Origin of the sequence: Hyphomicrobium sp. (genome assembly GCF_019753045.1) — a bacterium.
GTDB lineage: Bacteria > Pseudomonadota > Alphaproteobacteria > Rhizobiales > Hyphomicrobiaceae > Hyphomicrobium_B.
The window spans coordinates 18611-37119 of the sequence record NZ_JAIELN010000015.1 but is presented as its reverse complement, the minus strand read 5'-3'; the positions used below and the strand labels follow the sequence as shown (position 1 = coordinate 37119).

Here is an 18509-nt window from a genome sequence, read left to right as displayed (position 1 = left end):
AGCCGAGCGCCATGATGCGGTCGCAGAAGATCACCGTCTCCTTCTGACCGCAGTTACGGTACACGGCGTCGATCATGCCGGAGATGTTCTTCTTCGTCAGAAGCTGGTTGATCAGCGCGAACGTGACGTTGCCAGACTTCGGCAGATGCTCAGCGAGCAGCATGCGGCCCGGCGTCGTCTCGTGGACTTCAACGAGCTTCTCGCCAGTCGGCGTCGTCGAGGTGAAGCGGCCTTTGACCTTGGCGTGCAAGCTGACCGACTTCGATTCGAGGGCGTGAAGCACCTCGTTGATCGAGCCGAGCATCATGCCTTCGCCGGGTTCGCCGTCGCGCATCATCGACAGGTAATAGAGACCCAACACGATGTCCTGCGACGGCACGATGATCGGCTGCCCGTTCGCCGGATGCAGGATGTTGTTCGTCGACATCATCAGGACGCGCGCTTCGAGCTGCGCTTCGAGCGACAGCGGAACGTGCACGGCCATCTGGTCGCCGTCGAAGTCGGCGTTGAAGGCAGCACAGACCAGCGGGTGAAGCTGGATCGCCTTGCCCTCGATCAGTTGTGGTTCGAACGCCTGGATGCCGAGACGATGCAGCGTCGGTGCGCGGTTCAGCATCACCGGATGCTCGCGAATGACCTCGTCGAGAACGTCCCAGACTTCGGGCTTCTCTTTTTCGACGAGCTTCTTCGCCTGCTTGACGGTCGCTGCCTGGCCGAGCGTCTGCAGACGCGCGTAGATGAACGGCTTGAACAGCTCGAGCGCCATCTTCTTCGGCAAGCCGCACTGGTGGAGCTTGAGCTCCGGACCGACGACGATGACCGAACGGCCCGAGTAGTCGACGCGCTTGCCGAGCAAGTTCTGACGGAAGCGGCCCTGCTTGCCCTTCAGCATGTCGGCGAGCGACTTCAGCGGACGCTTGTTGGCGCCCGTGATGACGCGGCCGCGGCGGCCGTTGTCGAAGAGTGCGTCGACGGCTTCCTGCAGCATCCGCTTTTCGTTGCGGATGATGATGTCGGGCGCGCGCAGTTCCATCAGCCGCTTCAGGCGGTTGTTACGGTTGATGACGCGGCGATAGAGGTCGTTCAGGTCGGACGTCGCGAAGCGGCCACCATCGAGCGGCACGAGCGGACGCAGTTCCGGCGGGATGACCGGAACCTGCGTGAGGATCATCCACTCCGGACGATTGCCGCTTTCCATGAAGGCTTCGATGACCTTCAGGCGCTTGCCGAGCTTCTTCGGCTTCAGTTCAGTCGTTGCTTCGGCGATTTCCTGGCGGAGATTGATCGCGATCTTGTGCAGATCCATTGCGGACAAGAGTTCGCGGATCGCCTCCGCGCCGATGCCGGCGGTGAAGGTGTCTGCGCCGTACTCATCAATCGCCTGGTTGTACTGCTCTTCCGTGAGGAGCTGCCTCTCGGCGAATGGCGTCGTACCCGGCTCGATGACGATGTAGTTCTCGAAATAGAGAACGCGCTCAAGATCCTTGAGCGCCATGTCCATCAAGAGGCCGATGCGCGAGGGCAGCGACTTCAAGAACCAGATGTGGGCAACAGGGGCTGCGAGCTCGATGTGGCCCATGCGCTCGCGCCGGACCTTTGCGAGCGTCACCTCGACGCCGCACTTTTCGCAAATCAGGCCCTTGTACTTCATGCGCTTGTACTTGCCGCACAAGCATTCGTAATCCTTGATCGGTCCGAAAATGCGCGCGCAGAACAAACCGTCCCGCTCCGGCTTGAACGTGCGGTAGTTGATTGTCTCTGGTTTCTTGATCTCACCATATGACCAGGACAGGATGTCCTCGGGCGAAGCGATCGAGATCCGGATCTGGTCGAACACCGGAGCCGGAGCCTGCGATTTAAAGATGTTGGTGATTTCGTTCATCGGCTGTCTCCTCGAGGGCTCGGCGGGGGTGGCCGCGCCCGTGGAATCTAGTGGTCGAGTCGTGAAGACCTCCGCTCTCATAAGAGCGGAGGCCGTCTTGAATGTTCCTTATTCGGCCGCCGGCGGCAGCTGGGCCTGAGGTGGCTCCTCAGGCGCGACTTCGGCTTCGATCATCGGAGGCGCTTCGCTGTTGACGAGCTCGACGTTGAGGCCGAGAGCGCGCATTTCCTTGACGAGCACGTTGAAGCTTTCCGGAACGCCAGCCTCGAATGCGTCGTCACCCCTGACGATCGCCTCGTAGACCTTGGTTCGGCCCGCCACGTCGTCCGATTTGACGGTGAGCATTTCCTGAAGCGTGTAGGCGGCACCGTAAGCTTCGAGTGCCCAGACCTCCATTTCGCCGAAACGCTGTCCGCCGAACTGCGCCTTACCGCCCAGCGGCTGCTGGGTGACGAGCGAGTACGGACCGATCGAGCGAGCGTGAATCTTGTCGTCGACAAGATGATGCAGCTTCAAGACGTACTTGTAGCCAACCGTGACTTTGCGATCGAAAGGTTCGCCGGTGCGCCCGTCGAACAGCGTCGACTGGCCCGAGGTATCGAAGCCCGCAAGCTGCAACATCTCGACGATGTCCTTCTCGCGTGCGCCGTCGAACACGGGTGTCGCGATCGGAACACCGGTCTTGAGGTTCTCCGAGATGCTGACGAGCTCCTCGTCCTTGATGGACGGCTTGATCACTTCAGCGCCGTAAACCTTCGTCATCTGATCGCGAAGCGCCTTCGCCTGCCCACTCTCGTGGAACTGATGAATTGCGTCATCGATCATGCGGCCAAGACCGCGGCACGCCCAGCCAAGATGCGTTTCGAGAATCTGTCCGACGTTCATGCGAGAAGGCACGCCGAGCGGGTTCAGAACGACGTCGACAGGCGTACCGTCCTCGAGGAACGGCATGTCTTCCGACGGGACGATCATCGAGACGACGCCCTTGTTGCCGTGACGGCCGGCCATCTTATCGCCCGGCTGGATCTTGCGCTTCACGGCGACGAAGACCTTGACCATCTTCATCACGCCCGGCGGCAGCTCGTCACCACGCTGAAGCTTGTCGACCTTGTCGGCAAAACGCAGACCCAAGCCCTTCTTGGCGTCTTCGTACTGCTTCTGGATCGCTTCGACTTCGGCCTGCGCCTTCTCGTTCGCGAGCCCGATTTCCCACCACTGGCTGCGGGGGATATCGTCGAGGATCGCGGTGTCGATCACGGTGCCCTTGCGAGCATTCTTCGGACCCTTGGCGACTTCCTTGCCCATCAGCGCGTCTTTGAGGCGCGCGTAGACGTTACGGTCGAGGATCTGCAATTCGTCGTCGCGGTCCTTCGCGAGCCGCTCGATCTCCTCGCGCTCGATCGCCATCGCACGTTCGTCTTTCTCGACGCCGTGACGGTTGAAGACGCGGACTTCGACGATCGTTCCCGAAACGCCCGGCGGCAGACGGAGCGAGGTATCGCGCACGTCGGACGCCTTCTCACCGAAGATGGCGCGGAGGAGCTTCTCTTCCGGCGTCATCGGGCTTTCGCCCTTCGGCGTGATCTTGCCGACGAGGATGTCGCCCGGGTGGACTTCGGCGCCGATGTAGACGATGCCGGCTTCGTCGAGGTTCTTCAGCGCTTCTTCCGAGACGTTCGGAATATCGCGCGTGATTTCCTCAGGCCCGAGTTTCGTGTCTCGCGCCATGACCTCGAATTCCTCGATGTGGATCGAGGTGAACACGTCTTCAGAGACGACGCGCTCGTTCATCAAAATCGAGTCTTCGAAGTTGTAGCCCATCCACGGCATGAACGCGACGAGCACGTTCTTGCCGAGCGCGAGCTCGCCGAGCTCGGTCGACGGACCGTCCGCGATGATGTCGCCGGCCTTCACGATGTCGCCGACGTTGATCAGCGGCCGCTGGTTGATACAGGTATTCTGGTTCGAACGCTGGAACTTGCGAAGACGATAGATGTCGACGCCCGGCTTCGAGGGGTCCTGCTCTTCCGTTGCGCGAACGACGATACGGGTTGCATCGACCTGATCGACGATGCCGGTCCGGCGCGCCGCGATCGCAGCACCTGAGTCCTGCGCAACGCGCTCTTCCATGCCGGTTCCGACCAGCGGCGCTTCCGCCTTGATCAGAGGAACGGCCTGACGCTGCATGTTCGAGCCCATCAGAGCGCGGTTCGCGTCATCGTTCTCGAGGAACGGAATGAGCGCGGCCGCGACCGACACGAGCTGCTTCGGCGAAACGTCGATGTAGTCGACCTTATCCGTCGGCACGAGCATCACGTCGCCGTTGTGGCGGACGGTGACGAGATCTTCCGTCATCTTGCCCTTGGCGTCGATCACGGCGTTGGCCTGCGCCACGTGATGGCGCATCTCTTCCATGGCCGAGAGGTAGGCGACCTCGTCGGTCACGCGCCCGTTGACGACCTTGCGATACGGGCTCTCGATGAAGCCGTACTTGTTGACGCGCGCGAAGGTCGCGAGCGAGTTGATCAGACCGATGTTCGGGCCTTCCGGCGTCTCAATCGGGCAGATACGGCCATAGTGCGTCGGATGCACGTCGCGGACTTCGAAGCCCGCACGCTCGCGCGTCAAGCCGCCCGGTCCAAGTGCCGAAAGACGGCGCTTGTGGGTGATCTCGGAGAGCGGGTTCGTCTGGTCCATGAACTGCGAAAGCTGCGAGGATCCGAAGAACTCGCGCACTGCAGCGGCCGCCGGCTTGGCGTTGATCAAGTCCTGCGGCATGACGGTGTCGATATCGACCGACGACATGCGCTCCTTGATGGCGCGCTCCATGCGAAGCAGACCAACGCGATACTGGTTCTCCATCAGCTCGCCGACAGAGCGAACGCGGCGGTTGCCGAGATGGTCGATGTCGTCGATCTCGCCCTTGCCGTCGCGCAGATCGACAAGCGTCTTCACGACCGCGAGGATATCTTCCCTGCGGAGCACGCGCATCGTGTCGGGCGCGTCGAGTTCAAGACGCATGTTCATCTTCACGCGGCCGACGGCCGAGAGATCGAACCGCTCGGGATCGAAGAACAGGCCTTGGAACAGCGCGGTTGCCGCTTCGATGGTCGGCGGCTCGCCCGGGCGCATAACCCGGTAGATGTCCATCAGCGCTTCCTGCTGATTGGCGTTCTTGTCGATGTTCAGCGTGTTGCGGATGAACGCGCCGGTATTGACGTAGTCGATGTCGAGGATGTGGAATTCCTTGACCTTCTGCTCCTTGAGCTCGGCCAGGAGCTCGGCATCGAGCTCGTCGCCGGCTTCGGCGAAGATCTTGCCCGTCTCGAGATCGACGATGTCTTCGGCGATGAAGCGGCCGGAGAGATCTTCGGCAGAGATCAGGATTTCCTTGACGCCGCTCTCGGCGATTTCACGCGAGCGACGCGCAGTGATCTTCTCGCCCGCACGCGCGATGACTTCGCCCGTCTTGGCGTCTGCGATATCCGACTGCGGAGTCACGCCGCGGAACTTCTCGGCGAGGTACGGCATTTTCCAGCCGCGCTTCGATTCCTTGATCGGGATGTGCTTGTAGAAGTGCGCGAGGATTTCCTCGTCGTCGAGGCCGAGCGCATACAGCATCGTCGTCACCGGCAGCTTGCGCCGGCGATCGATACGGACATAGACGTTGTCCTTCGCGTCGAACTCGAAATCGAGCCACGAGCCGCGGTAGGGAATGATGCGAGCTGCGAACAACAGCTTGCCCGACGAGTGGGTCTTGCCGCGATCGTGGTCGAAGAAGACGCCCGGCGAACGGTGCATCTGCGAGACGATGACGCGTTCGGTGCCGTTGATGATGAAGGTGCCGTTCAACGTCATCAAGGGCATGTCGCCCATGTAGACGTCCTGCTCCTTGACGTCCTTGATCGACTTCGAGCCGGTCTCTTCGTTCACGTCGAACACGATCAGGCGCAGCTTGACCTTGAGCGGCGCTGCGAATGTCATATCGCGCTGCATGCACTCGTCGACGTCAAATTTCGGCGGTTCGAACTCGTAGCTCACGAACTCCAGCGTCGACTTGCCGGCGAAGTCGGAGATCGGAAACACGCTCTTGAAAACCGACTGCAGTCCGAAATCGTCCAGCCTGCCGCCCGGAGGTTCCTTGACCATCAAGAAGTCGTCGTAGGATGCTTTCTGAACCTCGATGAGGTTCGGCATTCTCGCGATTTCTCCGAGGTGTCCAAATTGCTTCCGGAGGCGTTTACGGCTGGTGAGGGTTTGAGCCATGTCGGTCCCTTCGTGCTCTCGTTTGCGGGGCAGACCCGCGATTCAAATTCGACGCGCTCAGGGTCCCTGGAAAACCGGGACCTCTTGAAACGGTTCACCGGAAGGTCCTTTTGAGGTTCTGGCGAACCCCGGGACCCTCCGGAAAACCGTCTTGTTTGCGCCTTCCGCCTCCCTGCAGGGAGACGGCCGGAAAGCGCGGTATGTCAGTCACGCCCGGCCGCCGGGCGGGAAGCACGCATCGGCACCGGCCAGGAGGTCCTGGCCGGTGCCGATCGTCGATTACTTGACCTCGACGACTGCGCCCTGATCCTCAAGCTGCTTCTTGAGCTTCTGGGCTTCGTCCTTCGAGACGCCTTCCTTCACGGTCTTGCCGCCGGCCTCGACGAGGTCTTTGGCTTCCTTCAGGCCGAGGCCCGTGATCGCGCGAACTTCCTTGATGACGTTGATCTTCTTGTCGCCGCCAGACTTCAGGATGACGGTGAACTCGGTCTGCTCTTCAGCCGGTGCAGCGGCAGCGCCGCCAGCGGCAGGTGCGGCAACTGCGACTGCTGCTGCAGCCGACACGCCCCACTTCTCTTCCAGAGCCTTGGCAAGCTCTGCAGCTTCGAGCACGGTCAGGCTCGACAAGTCGTCAACGATTTTCTCGATCTTAGACATATATAGTGTCCTTACGGTTTGAACCTAGAGGTTGAATTGCAGCACCCCCTTTGGGCCGTGCTGCGTGTGGGTTTCGAGGGCTCAAAAGCCCCACAACTCGGCTTCGGCTAAGCAGCAGCCTCTTCCTTCGACGCCTTCGCCTGGATGACGCGTGCGAGCTTGGCACCGGGCTCCTTGACGGTCCGGGCGATTTTCGTCGCCGGAGCATTCAAGAGACCGATGATCTTCGCGCGCAGTTCATCAAGCGACGGCAGATCGGCGAGGGCTTGCACACCTTTTGCGTCAAGGATCGTTTTCCCCATCGCGCCGCCGAGGATCACGAGCTTGTCGTTACCCTTGGCATAAGCGACGGCCGCCTTGGCCGCGGCGATCGGGTCCTTCGAGAAGGCCAACACGGTCGGCCCCTTCAAAAGATCTGAAAGCTTTTCGGCGTCGGTATCCTTGAGCGCGAGCTGTGCCAGCTTGTTCTTGGCCACTTTCACAGAGCCGCCTGCGTCTTTGACGCGCCTGCGGAACTCTGCGGATTGAGCAGCCACCATGCCGGTGTTGTGGGCGACCACAACCACGCCAGTGCTCTTCAGCTCTGTGTGGAGATGATCAATGAGCTCACGTTTCGCGGCTCTATCCACGTCTCGTCTCCTTGCTGCGAAGCTTCATTTACGAAGCCCCGCGGGTTGCACCTTTGCCGCCGTCTCCGTTCAGGATCGGGCGACTCTAGTCTGTCCTCGTTCCCGTGGACCGCGTGTGAGAGCGGCACGGTGCTGACCCAGAAGGTTCAAACCGAACTTCAGGCTCTCGCCTCAAATCCGATCAACTTCTGTCTCATGCAGGCTCTCTAGAAAGAGAGACTTAGGCTTCCCGGCGAACCGGTATGGCACCCGCAATCTCGGACAGTGCTGAACCGAAGCGCGAAGCCCCGGTTCAGGGTTTTCCGGGTTGCCCCGGAATTCTTCAAACTTAGACGACTGGTCCCGATGCGACGGTCGCCGTATCGAGCTTCAATCCCGGCCCCATCGTCGAGGACAGCGAAACCTTCTTGAGGTACGTGCCCTTCGAGCCCGTCGGCTTGGCCTTCACGACCGCATCGACAAACGCCTTGATGTTCTGGACCAAAGCTTCCTGAGTGAAGCTTGCCTTGCCGACGCCAGCGTGAACGATGCCGGCCTTCTCGACGCGGAACTCCACCGAGCCGCCCTTCGCACCCTTGACGGCGCCCACGACGTCCATCGTCACCGTGCCGACGCGCGGGTTCGGCATCAGGCCGCGGGGGCCCAACACTTTACCGAGGCGGCCGACGAGGCCCATCATGTCCGGCGTCGCGATGCAGCGATCAAAATTGATCGTGCCCTTCGAGACGATCTCGACGAGGTCCTCGGCTCCGACGATGTCGGCTCCGGCGGCCTTGGCTTCTTCAGCCTTGGCACCGCGCGCGAAGACGGCAACGCGAGCCGTACGGCCCGAACCGTTCGGCAGGTTGCAGACGCCGCGAACCATCTGATCGGCATGCTTCGGATCGACGCCGAGGTTGACTGCAACCTCGATCGTTTCATCGAACTTCGCCTTGGCGCGTTCCTTGATGATCTTCACGGCTTCGTCGACGCCGTAAGACTTGCCAGCCGGGAGACCCTGCTTGATCGCTTCCATGCGCTTGCCACCGGCATCGCGCGTCTGCTTGATTTTCTCAGCGCTGATTTGAGCTTTTGCCATCGGACTACTCCACCACCTTGAGACCCATCGAACGCGCACTACCCGCAAGCGTGCGGGCGGCGGCGTCGAGGTCGTCGGTGTTCATGTCCTTGAGCTTGCCCTTGGCAATCTCCTTCAGCTGAGCGATCGTCACCTGACCGGCAACGATACGGCCCGGCTCCTTCGAGCCCTGGCCACCCTTGCCCGTTGGGCGCAGACCGGCGGCCTTCTTGATCAGGTACGTCGCCGGAGGCTGACGCATCTCGAATGTGAATGAACGGTCGGAGTAGACCGTGATCTTCACGGGAATCGGTGTACCCTGCTCGAGGTCCTTGGTTTTCGCATTGAAGGACTTGCAGAATTCCATGATGTTGACGCCGCGCTGGCCAAGCGCGGGACCGATCGGTGGCGACGGATTGGCCGCCCCAGCCGGTACTTGAAGATTGATAAAGCCGTCTATTTTCTTCGCCATAGTTCCCCTTCAGCGTTAGAGCCCGCACCGGATGGCCGGGCTCAGGGTTAGCGGTCAAACGGACCGGCCTCCGCAACGGATGACCTGTCCTCCCGCACGTCACCGCTCCGGAATTCAAATCCCGATGCGGTTTCCGGCGGCACTGCGCCGGAACTCTCTTGCCTGCGACACCGAAACGGCGACGTCAGGCTGCCACTTTCTCAACCTGCGTAAACTCGAGTTCGACGGGCGTCGGACGCCCGAAGATCGAAACCGCGACCTTGACGCGCGAACGCTCCTCGTCGACCTCTTCGACGATGCCGGTGAACGAGGCAAACGGGCCGTCGGCCACCTTGACGTTCTCGCCGATCTCGAAAGTGATCGTCGGCTTCGGCCGCTCGACGCCCTCCTTGACCTGATTCAAGATGCGCATCGCCTCGGCTTCAGGGATCGGCATCGGCTTGTTGTCCGCGCCGAGGAAGCCCGTCACCTTGGGCGTGTTCTTGATCATGACGAACGCGGCGTCGGTCATCTTCATTTTGACGAGCACGTAGCCCGGCAGAAACTTGCGCTCGGTCGGGATCTTCCGGCCGCGCTTGATCTCGACGACTTCTTCCGTCGGCACGACGATCTCTTCGAAGAGATTATCGAGACCGCCCGCCTTGGCCCGCTCGCGTATAGCGTCCGCGACCTTGCGTTCGAAATTCGTGTAAGCATGTACGATGTACCAGCGCGTACCGGTAACCGTACCTTTATCTTCGCGTTCTTGCGCGACAACCATTCTCAAAGGCCCTCTGGCGCGTCACTCAAATCGAATTTGCGAGCCGGTTTTCAGCTGGCCACCCCTAGAACGAAACGCACGATGTAGCTCAACGCTTGATCAACGAGCAAAAAGAAAACAGAGGCGAGCGCGACCATGATGAGCACCATCAAAGTCGTGATCCACACCTCTTTCCAAGTCGGCCAGGTAACCTTTGCGACTTCCTGCCGAACCTCCTGCATAAAGGTTATGGGATTGAACTTCGCCATCAAAACCGCTTTCCGTGCGCATAAGCGACAACATGCCGCACCCGACCGCGGTCTTTTACCGGGTCGGTCGGCAGATCAAACCGTCACGAGGCTGGCAGGGGCGGAGGGTCTCGAACCCCCGACCTTCGGTTTTGGAGACCGACGCTCTACCAATTGAGCTACACCCCTAACGCGATACGAGCAAAAACCCGACCGCCGAGCAGCCTCTTTCGGGGCGTGCACCCTTAACTGATGTTTTCGACCTTGTCAGCCCCGGCGACGCCTTTTTTCTATCGAACCGTCCGCGGGGCTGTCCAGGGTCCTCCAGAATCGCTCGAAGTCGCGCCCGAACCGGCGATAGGCTCGATGACGACGGCCGAGCCATAAGCCAGAACTTCCGTCACTGCCGCGGCAATCTCGTTGGCGTCATATCGCATCGCAATGACCGCGTTGGCGCCCATGCTTTGGGCGTGCTCGACGAGCAGGTCGAACGCCTCCTGGCGCGTATGCTCGGCAAGCCGGGTATAAACCGAGATATTGCCGCCGAAGAAGATTTGGATCGCCGCGCCAATGTTGCCGACGACGCTGCGCGAGCGGACCGTCAGCCCGCGTACAAGCCCCAAATGACGGACAATGCGGTAACCTGGAATGTCATTCGTTGTCACGACCAGCATGGCGCTCCCTTTCATCCCAGTCCGGCATGGCGCCGAACCTCCCCGATGAATCGCACGCTAACGCGAGATCCGCTTCCTTACGACCGCCGAAGCGATAATTCGGCGAATCGTCCGGCAAGCTACCTCCACGCGCTCTTTTCGAGCGCCCGGGAGAAAATTTGGCGAACCCGGGTGATCGTCGCGGCTATTTCGCCGACACGGACCGGCTTGCTGAAATAAAACCCCTGGACCTCTTCGCAACCCGCGTTCGTGACCATGGCGAGCTGCTCTCTCGTCTCCACGCCCTCTGCGATCGTCGTCATGTGCAGGCGCTTGGCGAGTTCGGCGATGGATTGGACGATCGCTGTGCAATCGCGCTCATTGGGCGTTCCAAAATCCCGTACGAAGGAGCGGTCGATCTTGAGCTTGTCGAACGGAAAGCTCCGCAGATAGCTGAGCGCGCCGTAGGCGGTTCCAAAATCATCAAGCAGGATTTTGATACCGAGTGCGCGAATCCGATGCAGGAGATCGTGCGTTTTCGGATGATCCCTCAGCAAGACGGATTCCGTTATCTCGAGCTCCAGCCGCTCCGCCGGGAGACCGGATGCCGAAAGTGCGCCGACAACAGCGCCGTAGAGATCACCCTTCTCGAACTGAACCGAAGACAGATTGACGGCGACCTTTGTGTCGGCCGGCCACGCCGCCGCATCTTTGCACGCGCGCATCAGAGCCCAGTTGCCGATCTCGACGATCCACCCGCTCGCCTCCGCGAATGGAATGAAATCAGCCGGCGAAATCATGCCGCGCTCGGGATGGCGCCAGCGTATCAGCGCCTCGAAGCCGCTCACGCGTTGGGCATGGAAGTCGACGATCGGCTGGTAATGAAGCTCGAATTGCTTCTTCTTCAATGCGAGCTTCAAATCGGCATCGAGCCGCTTCACGCGGCCGCTCTCGTAATCACGTTCCGGATCGTAAAATGCGTAGCTGCCGCGCCCCGATGTCTTGGCATAATGGAGTGCCAGATCCGCATGTTTCATGAGGGTATCGGGCGTGCGGCCATGGTCCGGGGCGTGCGCGATGCTCAAGCATCCAGTGATATGGACCTTGCGGCCCAGAAGCCTGTGCTCGGTGCCGATCGTCGCCAGCAGCCGCTGCGCCAAGCGTTCCAATTGCTCGTGCGTCGCCGCGCCGAACCTTATCAGCGCGAACTCGTCGCCGCCGAGCCGTGCCAAAATATCGGCTTTGCGAACGACCCTGATCAAGCGCCTTGCGACGCTCTTAAGCAACGCATCGCCGACCGGCTGACCGAACGTGTCATTGACGCTGTTGAAGCCGTCGAGATCGACCCAGAGAACGGCAATTTCGCTGCGGCTTGAGAGAGCGCCCCGAAGCTGTTGGTGGAAGTAAGCACGATTGTAGAGTTCAGTCAGCGTGTCGTGGCAAGCAAGCCATTCGATCCTTTTTTCGGCTTGCCGCTCGTCGGTGATGTCCTCGTGTATTCCGATCCAGCCTCCGTCCAACAAAGGCTGACTTGTGACGAGGACTATCCGGCCGTTCTTCAGATGTCTGACCTCGGAAAAAGATTCGCCTTCTGCGAGAGCGGCCAGATGATCGTTGATCCGTTGCTCTCGGATTGCGCGAGCTTCCTTTGCGGTATGACCGGTTTCATTCGACACGACATAGGCGACGATATCGGCAAATGCCGTCCCCGGCTCCGTCACCGCATCCGGCAAATCGTAAAGCTCACGATAGACGTTGTTGCAGACAACGAGCCGCTGATCCTTGTCGAACATCGACAACCCGCGGACCATGGTATTGATGGCGCGGACGAAGAGCCCGCTCGGTTTTTCGATTCGCTGTTTCCCCGGCCTCGAGAACCCAGGCGCCGCTCTAGCTTTGGAGGCTTTCGGACGGGAAGGGATGTTAGCGTGGCGTGGCGTAACAGGCTTAGAGGACGGACGGCCGCCGGGCTTCATCAAATTAATCCGAGAAATCGCGCCTTCGAGAATTCGTCAGCATGCAAATGAAACGATAATTTTGCATATGTTGTGTGCACGCGAGTCATGCAGCTACTGGCGCTTTAGCCAGTCATATCGCGGCATAAGGTTATGCTCGATGCCGCAGGGTTTGCCCGTTTCGCGAGGCGGCTGCTTTCGAGCCTTGGGGATGAGCTGCCGGGCAACCGGTTCGATCGGCTCATCTGAATGAACTTGATTGCGAACTCGATGGCCTTTAACTCACGGCTATCCCTTCTGCTCCAATCCAACCAATCAAAACCGCGTGTCTAGTTCACCTCACGCCAGCACATGTATGAGACAAAGCTTGTCAGCATCTTCGTCCCGCCTCGGGGCCAACGTTCCGTCGATCTTGACGCATGCCGGCCCGATTTTGACGCGTTACGACGTGATTTTCTGCGATGTCTGGGGGGTCGTCCATAACGGCCATACGGCATTCGAGGGGGCCTGCCGGGCGCTCGAGAAGTTTCGTGACGGCGGCGGCACGGTTATCTTCGTGACGAATGCGCCGGTTCCCAAGCAGCGCGTTGCCGATATGCTCGCGGCGCGAAAAGTTCCGGCGAAGGCTTGGGACGATATTGTTTCATCAGGCGATCTTGCACTCGACCATGTGACCGCGCGCGGGTTTCAAGCTCTGCACTGCATCGGCCCTCAGGATCGCGATCAAGCTCTGTTCTCGGCGCTTCGCGCCCGCTCCGTTCCGCTCGCGGAGGCGGAGGCGATCATCTGCACTGGGCTCAACGACGACCGGAACGAGACGCCCGACGATTACCGGCCGCTTCTCGAAGATGCGCTTACGAAGCGCTTGCCGTTCGTTTGCGCAAATCCAGATCTCGTCGTCGACGTCGGCGGAACTCTTCTCTATTGCGCGGGGGCCATCGCGGATCTTTACGTCCACATGGGCGGCGAAGTCTTCTGGGCCGGAAAGCCTTATCTCAACACGTACGAGACGGCGCATCAAAAGGCGGAAGCGCATCGGAACGCCAACGTCGAGCGGTCCAAGATTCTGGTCATCGGCGACGCGCTACGAACGGACCTGAAGGGCGCGCAGAACTATGGTTGCGACGCGCTCTTCATTGCCTCCGGCATTCATCGCCATGAGACCGTGGATGGGCTCGATCTCTCGGCAACGAAGCTTAGCGATTTGTTCGGACCAGGCGCGCCGCCAGCTCTCGGCGCCATGCTGGAACTCGCCTGGTAACTGTTCCGCTCACTCGGCTTTCGTTACCGGGAGCGGCGGCGGCGGCTCGCTTTTCGGGCGCTTCGGCGTCGGGCCATCCGAGAAGCTGTTGAACACGACATCGGGCGATGTCGTGTTGTGCTGGGACGGCACGAGCCGGCCGATCCAGATGTCGGTTGCGCGGGCGTGATCGAACTTCATGATGTTGTCCTCGCGCCAGCCCTTGGCTCCCTGCTCGCGGACAGCGATGCGCGCCGTATCGTTGTTGAATTCGGTTATGTACATCGATCTCAACATTGCGAACGGGCCGCCGCTGATCCCGTGATCAAAGACGACGTCGATGGCCTGGCGGTTGGCGTCAATGGAGGCGATACGTACGGATGCCGAGCCACCTTTCTCGAATTCGAGATTGAATGCGCGCATCGCGGGATCGAACGTAACTTCCTTTATTTTGACCAGCGGCCGGCCGTCGTGCTCGATGGGGCCGACGATAAAAGACGAGCCATAGGCGGTATTGCGCATGCTTGAAGGGGTCAGTGGGCGGGCGCGCCAGTAGCCGTCCTGAGGGTAGAGAACGAGCACTTCTTCGGCGCCATCGTCGCGCTTCAACCAGACCTGCAACAGGTGCAGGCCGCTTTCGACATGATCACCGATACGCACGGTCGTCACTGCGGGCCGCCAGAAGGAGGGATAGGTGAAACCGACGACCCAAAGCTTGGTGTCCTCATAAAGCGTCACCATTTTGGGCGGGTTCGGCGGCGCATAGCTCGGGTCCGACGCCATATCGCACGCGGTCCAGTCGGCTTCGACGTTCGCGCGCATGTCGGGGGTCAGATAAACCGGGTGAGCCGCTTCGATGCGAAATGCTCGCACGTTCTTGTTGGAAAACGAGACTGCGACGTTGTCCTTCTCAGCACAAAGCACCGGCTCGCTTTCGTTCACGACGTCGACGGCGAGACCGTCCAACGACGCGGCGCGCGCGGGCATTAGCGGCGCCGCCATGAGCAGCAGCGCGGTGGCGATCAGACGGACGTACAAGGGCATTCCCCACTCCAATTCAATTCATCCAGTGTTCGTGAAACGCGTTTGGCGCGACCCGCTTCGTGCGTGCCGAGTCTATCACGGCTGAAGCACAGCATAGATGTCGCCCGAGTTCGCGTCGTGCGGCAGATTGCTGAGATAGCCGGCCATCTCTGCATCAGAAAGCCAGCGATCGAATGACAAAGTCTGATTTTCTCCCAGCGCGACGTTGTAGCCATAGACGCCGAGAGCAGACATCCGGTCGAAGCAGGCCATCGCGACATCGCGTGCAATCGTCGTGAATTCGAAGGACAGAGCTTTTATTGGCCGCGACAGGCCGCGCAGCACCGCGTCTTCGAAGCCTTCGACGTCGATCTTGACGAACGACGGCGCTCCGTAGCGTGCGATGAGGCCGTCGAGCGTCACGACTTCGATCGGAATTTGACCGTCCCATATCTGGCCTTCCCAGCCCTTTGCGCCCTCCGCCTGGTGAACGAACTCTGCGGACAACGTGGAGACGGTCGGGTTTGCCGTGTTGATGAAAAGCTCGCGGGTGCCTGCTTCTGCGCCGACTGCACGGTCGATGATCTCGACCAAGGGGTCTCGCCCGTGGATGTGGGTAAGCGCGGAGAAGAGCAGCGGCTGCGGCTCGATCGCGATGACGCGGGCGCCGAGCCGGCGAAATGAAGATACGCGATCACCGACATGGGCGCCGACATCAAACACGAGATCGCCCGGTTCGACGAAACGGCGATAGAGTGCGTCCATGGCGCTGCGCGGAGCCTCGGGTCCGAGATAGATCCGCAGCGATCGGAATACGCCTTCGAGAGCCTGTGACGCCATGAGGTCAGATCCCCGCCTGAACGGCTCGGATTTCGGCGGGCGGCGCGAAGTCCTCAGGGATTCCCGCTATGCCATGACGGCGGAAAAAGCGGCCGACGGCAGGGCTCGCGGTGAAAACGACGAAGGGAATCGCAAGCCCATAACCCGCCGTCAGCGGCAAACTCCAAAGGAGCGCAGCAGGGGAAACCAGCGCGACGGCAACGTAGAGCAGCATGCCGAAGAGAAGTTGCGGCCAAAGCCACCTTATGGCGTCGCCCCATGCCACGCCGGCACCGTCGCGGCGCTGGCCGTTCCAGACGATTGTTCTGCCGAACAATAGCCCGACCATGAAAATCGATGTTCGGATTGTCGTCACCGCGCCGAGAATGAGCGAGAACAAGATCTCGATGATCGCGCTCGATGCAAATCTCACGCGGCCACCGAAGCGGCTTATCTCGCCCGGCGTCAGGATGGCGTCCGCTATCCCCGCAAGCTTTGGCGCGAGATGCATCAACAAAAGGATGCCGTATATCGCCTCGACGGCAAACCAGGGGAAATCGTTCTGGTGTTCCGCGCTCAGCATGGCGAGCGGCAGAATGGCGGCGAGCAGCGTCCATGCTGGAACACCGAGAAACATCAGGACTGCCCAGAAAAGTTGAAAGCGGCTCACGGGCTCGATGCCGGGCATTCCGATCAGACGCAGATACTGCATGTTGCCCTGACACCAGCGCGCGTCACGGCGCATGAATTCGAGCGCGTCGGGCGGATTGTCCTCGTAGGAACCCGTTTCGACCGGCAGCACGCGCACCTCGTAGCCCGCCTTGCGCATGAGAACGGCTTCGACCTGATCGTGCGATAAGATCGTCTCGCTCTTCAACAGACCCTTCATTGCGCAATGCTCGACGTAGGGCGCGATGCGAACGAGAGCGTTGTGACCCCAGAACGGTCCGCAGTCTCCCACCCACCGGGCCTGCCCCATCGTGTAGGTCCGCATACCGAGCCGCATGCCGAACTGGAAAATGCGCGCGAACGCCGACGAGGACGGCGTGCCGACGACAAGGCTTTGCAGAATGCCTATGCGAGGATGCTTCTCCATGATGCGCACGAGGGTCACGATGGCCTCGCCCGTCATCAGACTATCCGCATCCAGCGGCAGCATGAACTCGTGATCGGAACCCCAGCGCAGGGCGAACTCGCGGACGTTGCCGGCTTTGAAACCCGCATTGCCAATTCGCCGACGATAAACGATGCGGTCGGGATCCGGGTCGGCTTCTTTCCACGCAGCGACTTCCGCTTCTTCGCGCTGGATGATCTCACCCTGATCGCTGTCGCTCAGCACGAAATAGGAGAAGCGACCTCCCTCCGCCATCCGGTCCAGACTTGCCTTCACGGTTTTCAGACGCAGCAGCGCCCGTGCCGGATCCTCGTTACGCAACGTCATCAAGACTGCTGTATTAACCGTAAGGGGCGACTGATCGCCCTTCGTTTCGTAATACGGCTCGGCGTGCGTTCTTTTCGTCCCATGAAGCTGCCACAGGCCGATGACAGCATTCCAGAAACCAAGAACCGGCCAAGGAGCGCCGAGTGCCAAGCAAATGACCATCGTGAGGCCGACCACAGTCCAGCCGCCGCTCGTGAAAATCGCGCCGGCGACGAGCACGATGAGAAGCCACGTCGCAAGATTGAGAAAAAGGACGACGCGCCGCCGCTTGTTCAGCGTGGCTATTGCGTCCAGGCCTGCGGGAGTCGTAAGGCTTGGGGCCTCGACGACAATCGTTCTGTTAATGTCCGACACCCCGTCGTGCTCGGCACCGATCGTCATTACGGATCCATCCTTCGCAATGAGTGACCCGCAGAGCAGATTCGACTCCAATGCCCAGCGCTTAAGGCGCAGCCAAGGCCAGATCGTGGTCGCCCGAGCCCTCTGGTACGTCAAACCCGGCATTGCGGAAGTTCGACCCGAACGCCTCTCTCCGCCTTCACCGGGTGAAGCACGCATCGCGACGGAGTATTCCGCAATCAGCCGCGGCACCGAACGCATGGTCGCGCTTGGCGAAGTCCCTCAAAGCGAATGGGCACGAATGCGTGCCCCGTTGCAAGCCGGAGATTTCTCCTTTCCCGTCAAATACGGCTATTCCGCGACAGGGGTCGTGACGGCGGGTTCCGAGAAATTTTTCGGCAAACGCGTCTTCGTGTTGCACCCACACCAAGATCATTTTCATGCTCCGGAAGCGCTGCTCGCGATCCTTCCGGACAACGTGCCATCGCGCCGCGCCGTGCTCGCGGCCAATATGGAGACGGCGCTCAACGCCCATTGGGATGCGGGTACGACGATCGGCGACCGTGTTCTCGTCGTCGGCGCCGGCATCGTCGGATTGCTGACGGCGTATCTCGCGAGACGAATTGCGGGAACGGACGTCGCGATTACCGACATCAATCCGGCGCGGGCGAAGTACGCCGAGAAGCTCGGGATCAAGTTCGTGTCCGGCACAGACGTCCCCGCCAGCAACCGCATCGTGTTTCACGCAAGCGCCACATCAGGTGGTCTCGAGACCGCTATCAACGCTTGCGCGTTCGAGGGCAGCGTGATCGAGATGAGCTGGTATGGGACAAACCCCGTGACCGTGAACCTCGGCGGCGCATTCCACAGCCGCCGCCTCAAGATCATCTCATCGCAGGTGGGGCACGTGGCACCTCTCCACCGCAGCCAACTGAAACACAAAGACCGCCTCGAACGGGCGATTGCCATGCTCGACGACGACCGTCTAGATGCGCTCGTTGCCGATGCCGTCAATTTCGAGGATCTGCCCACGGCGCTTCCGAGAATCTGGTCATCATCCGACCTTCCGCCCATCGTCCGCTATTAATT

Annotated in this window: 15 protein-coding genes and 1 tRNA gene; 2 read left to right on the top strand and 14 right to left on the bottom strand. The window is 60.6% G+C overall.

What is annotated here, in order from left to right; all coding sequences use genetic code 11:
• The 11 genes from rpoC to K2Q04_RS17270 form a co-directional block, all read right to left on the bottom strand.
• A partial coding sequence (gene rpoC, locus K2Q04_RS17320) for a DNA-directed RNA polymerase subunit beta' (protein ID WP_291165950.1) occupies positions 1 to 1882 on the bottom strand: 1882 nt, incomplete at its 3' end.
• A 108-nt stretch (positions 1883 to 1990) separates the two neighbouring features.
• Complete coding sequence (gene rpoB, locus K2Q04_RS17315; RefSeq protein ID WP_291165949.1) at positions 1991 to 6148, bottom strand: DNA-directed RNA polymerase subunit beta; 4158 nt, start codon at positions 6146 to 6148, stop codon at positions 1991 to 1993.
• Between the two features lie 279 nt (positions 6149 to 6427).
• Positions 6428 to 6805 (bottom strand): 50S ribosomal protein L7/L12, encoded by a 378-nt coding sequence (gene rplL, locus K2Q04_RS17310; protein WP_290991213.1) that lies wholly within the window; start codon positions 6803 to 6805, stop codon positions 6428 to 6430.
• 107 nt (positions 6806 to 6912) lie between these two features.
• Positions 6913 to 7434 (bottom strand): 50S ribosomal protein L10, encoded by a 522-nt coding sequence (rplJ, locus tag K2Q04_RS17305; RefSeq protein ID WP_092866905.1) that lies wholly within the window; start codon positions 7432 to 7434, stop codon positions 6913 to 6915.
• 328 nt (positions 7435 to 7762) lie between these two features.
• Complete coding sequence (rplA, locus tag K2Q04_RS17300) at positions 7763 to 8512, bottom strand: 50S ribosomal protein L1 (RefSeq protein ID WP_291165948.1); 750 nt, start codon at positions 8510 to 8512, stop codon at positions 7763 to 7765.
• Between the two features lie 4 nt (positions 8513 to 8516).
• Complete coding sequence (gene rplK / locus K2Q04_RS17295) at positions 8517 to 8963, bottom strand: 50S ribosomal protein L11 (protein ID WP_291165947.1); 447 nt, start codon at positions 8961 to 8963, stop codon at positions 8517 to 8519.
• Between the two features lie 184 nt (positions 8964 to 9147).
• Positions 9148 to 9723: a transcription termination/antitermination protein NusG gene (nusG, locus tag K2Q04_RS17290; protein ID WP_291165946.1), complete on the bottom strand. Its 576-nt coding sequence runs from the start codon at positions 9721 to 9723 to the stop codon at positions 9148 to 9150.
• Positions 9724 to 9773: 50 nt separating this feature from the next.
• The gene (gene secE, locus K2Q04_RS17285) at positions 9774 to 9971 is read right to left on the bottom strand and encodes a preprotein translocase subunit SecE (RefSeq protein WP_291165945.1); all 198 of its coding nucleotides are present in this window, start codon (positions 9969 to 9971) and stop codon (positions 9774 to 9776) included.
• Positions 9972 to 10063: 92 nt separating this feature from the next.
• Positions 10064 to 10139 (bottom strand) — tRNA-Trp (locus tag K2Q04_RS17280).
• Between the two features lie 101 nt (positions 10140 to 10240).
• The gene (locus K2Q04_RS17275; RefSeq protein WP_291165944.1) at positions 10241 to 10624 is read right to left on the bottom strand and encodes a YbjQ family protein; all 384 of its coding nucleotides are present in this window, start codon (positions 10622 to 10624) and stop codon (positions 10241 to 10243) included.
• A 119-nt stretch (positions 10625 to 10743) separates the two neighbouring features.
• Positions 10744 to 12414, bottom strand: coding sequence for an EAL domain-containing protein (locus K2Q04_RS17270; protein ID WP_291165943.1), 1671 nt, complete (start codon positions 12412 to 12414; stop codon positions 10744 to 10746).
• Between the two features lie 511 nt (positions 12415 to 12925).
• Between K2Q04_RS17270 and K2Q04_RS17265 the strand changes: the two genes are divergently transcribed.
• Positions 12926 to 13819 (top strand): TIGR01459 family HAD-type hydrolase, encoded by an 894-nt coding sequence (locus K2Q04_RS17265; RefSeq protein ID WP_291165942.1) that lies wholly within the window; start codon positions 12926 to 12928, stop codon positions 13817 to 13819.
• 9 nt (positions 13820 to 13828) lie between these two features.
• Here the strand turns inward: K2Q04_RS17265 and K2Q04_RS17260 are convergent, their stop codons facing one another.
• The 3 genes from K2Q04_RS17260 to mdoH form a co-directional block, all read right to left on the bottom strand.
• Positions 13829 to 14842 (bottom strand): hypothetical protein, encoded by a 1014-nt coding sequence (locus K2Q04_RS17260; RefSeq protein WP_291165941.1) that lies wholly within the window; start codon positions 14840 to 14842, stop codon positions 13829 to 13831.
• A gap of 75 nt (positions 14843 to 14917) precedes the next feature.
• Entirely contained in the window at positions 14918 to 15661 is a 744-nt protein-coding gene (locus K2Q04_RS17255; protein WP_291165940.1) for an FkbM family methyltransferase, read from the bottom strand.
• Positions 15662 to 15665: 4 nt separating this feature from the next.
• Positions 15666 to 17462: a glucans biosynthesis glucosyltransferase MdoH gene (gene mdoH, locus K2Q04_RS17250; RefSeq protein ID WP_291165939.1), complete on the bottom strand. Its 1797-nt coding sequence runs from the start codon at positions 17460 to 17462 to the stop codon at positions 15666 to 15668.
• 19 nt (positions 17463 to 17481) lie between these two features.
• Between mdoH and K2Q04_RS17245 the strand changes: the two genes are divergently transcribed.
• Positions 17482 to 18507 carry a zinc-binding alcohol dehydrogenase gene (locus K2Q04_RS17245; RefSeq protein WP_291165938.1) on the top strand — a complete coding sequence of 342 codons (1026 nt, stop codon included), beginning with the start codon at positions 17482 to 17484 and terminating at the stop codon, positions 18505 to 18507.
• Positions 18508 to 18509 lie beyond the last annotated feature (2 nt).

Excerpts from the sequence above, each read along its gene's own strand:
- rpoB (WP_291165949.1), bottom strand. The coding sequence starts at position 6,148 with ATGGCTCAAACCCTCACCAGCCGTAAACGCCTCCGGAAGCAATTTGGA.
- rplL (WP_290991213.1), bottom strand. The coding sequence starts at position 6,805 with ATGTCTAAGATCGAGAAAATCGTTGACGACTTGTCGAGCCTGACCGTG.
- rplA (WP_291165948.1), bottom strand. The coding sequence starts at position 8,512 with ATGGCAAAAGCTCAAATCAGCGCTGAGAAAATCAAGCAGACGCGCGAT.
- rplK (WP_291165947.1), bottom strand. The coding sequence starts at position 8,963 with ATGGCGAAGAAAATAGACGGCTTTATCAATCTTCAAGTACCGGCTGGG.
- nusG (WP_291165946.1), bottom strand. The coding sequence starts at position 9,723 with ATGGTTGTCGCGCAAGAACGCGAAGATAAAGGTACGGTTACCGGTACG.
- secE (WP_291165945.1), bottom strand. The coding sequence starts at position 9,971 with ATGGCGAAGTTCAATCCCATAACCTTTATGCAGGAGGTTCGGCAGGAA.
- K2Q04_RS17275 (WP_291165944.1), bottom strand. The coding sequence starts at position 10,624 with ATGCTGGTCGTGACAACGAATGACATTCCAGGTTACCGCATTGTCCGT.
- K2Q04_RS17270 (WP_291165943.1), bottom strand. The coding sequence starts at position 12,414 with ATGGTCCGCGGGTTGTCGATGTTCGACAAGGATCAGCGGCTCGTTGTC.
- K2Q04_RS17260 (WP_291165941.1), bottom strand. The coding sequence starts at position 14,842 with ATGCCCTTGTACGTCCGTCTGATCGCCACCGCGCTGCTGCTCATGGCG.
- K2Q04_RS17255 (WP_291165940.1), bottom strand. The coding sequence starts at position 15,661 with ATGGCGTCACAGGCTCTCGAAGGCGTATTCCGATCGCTGCGGATCTAT.
- mdoH (WP_291165939.1), bottom strand. The coding sequence starts at position 17,462 with ATGACGATCGGTGCCGAGCACGACGGGGTGTCGGACATTAACAGAACG.
- K2Q04_RS17245 (WP_291165938.1), top strand. The coding sequence starts at position 17,482 with ATGAGTGACCCGCAGAGCAGATTCGACTCCAATGCCCAGCGCTTAAGG.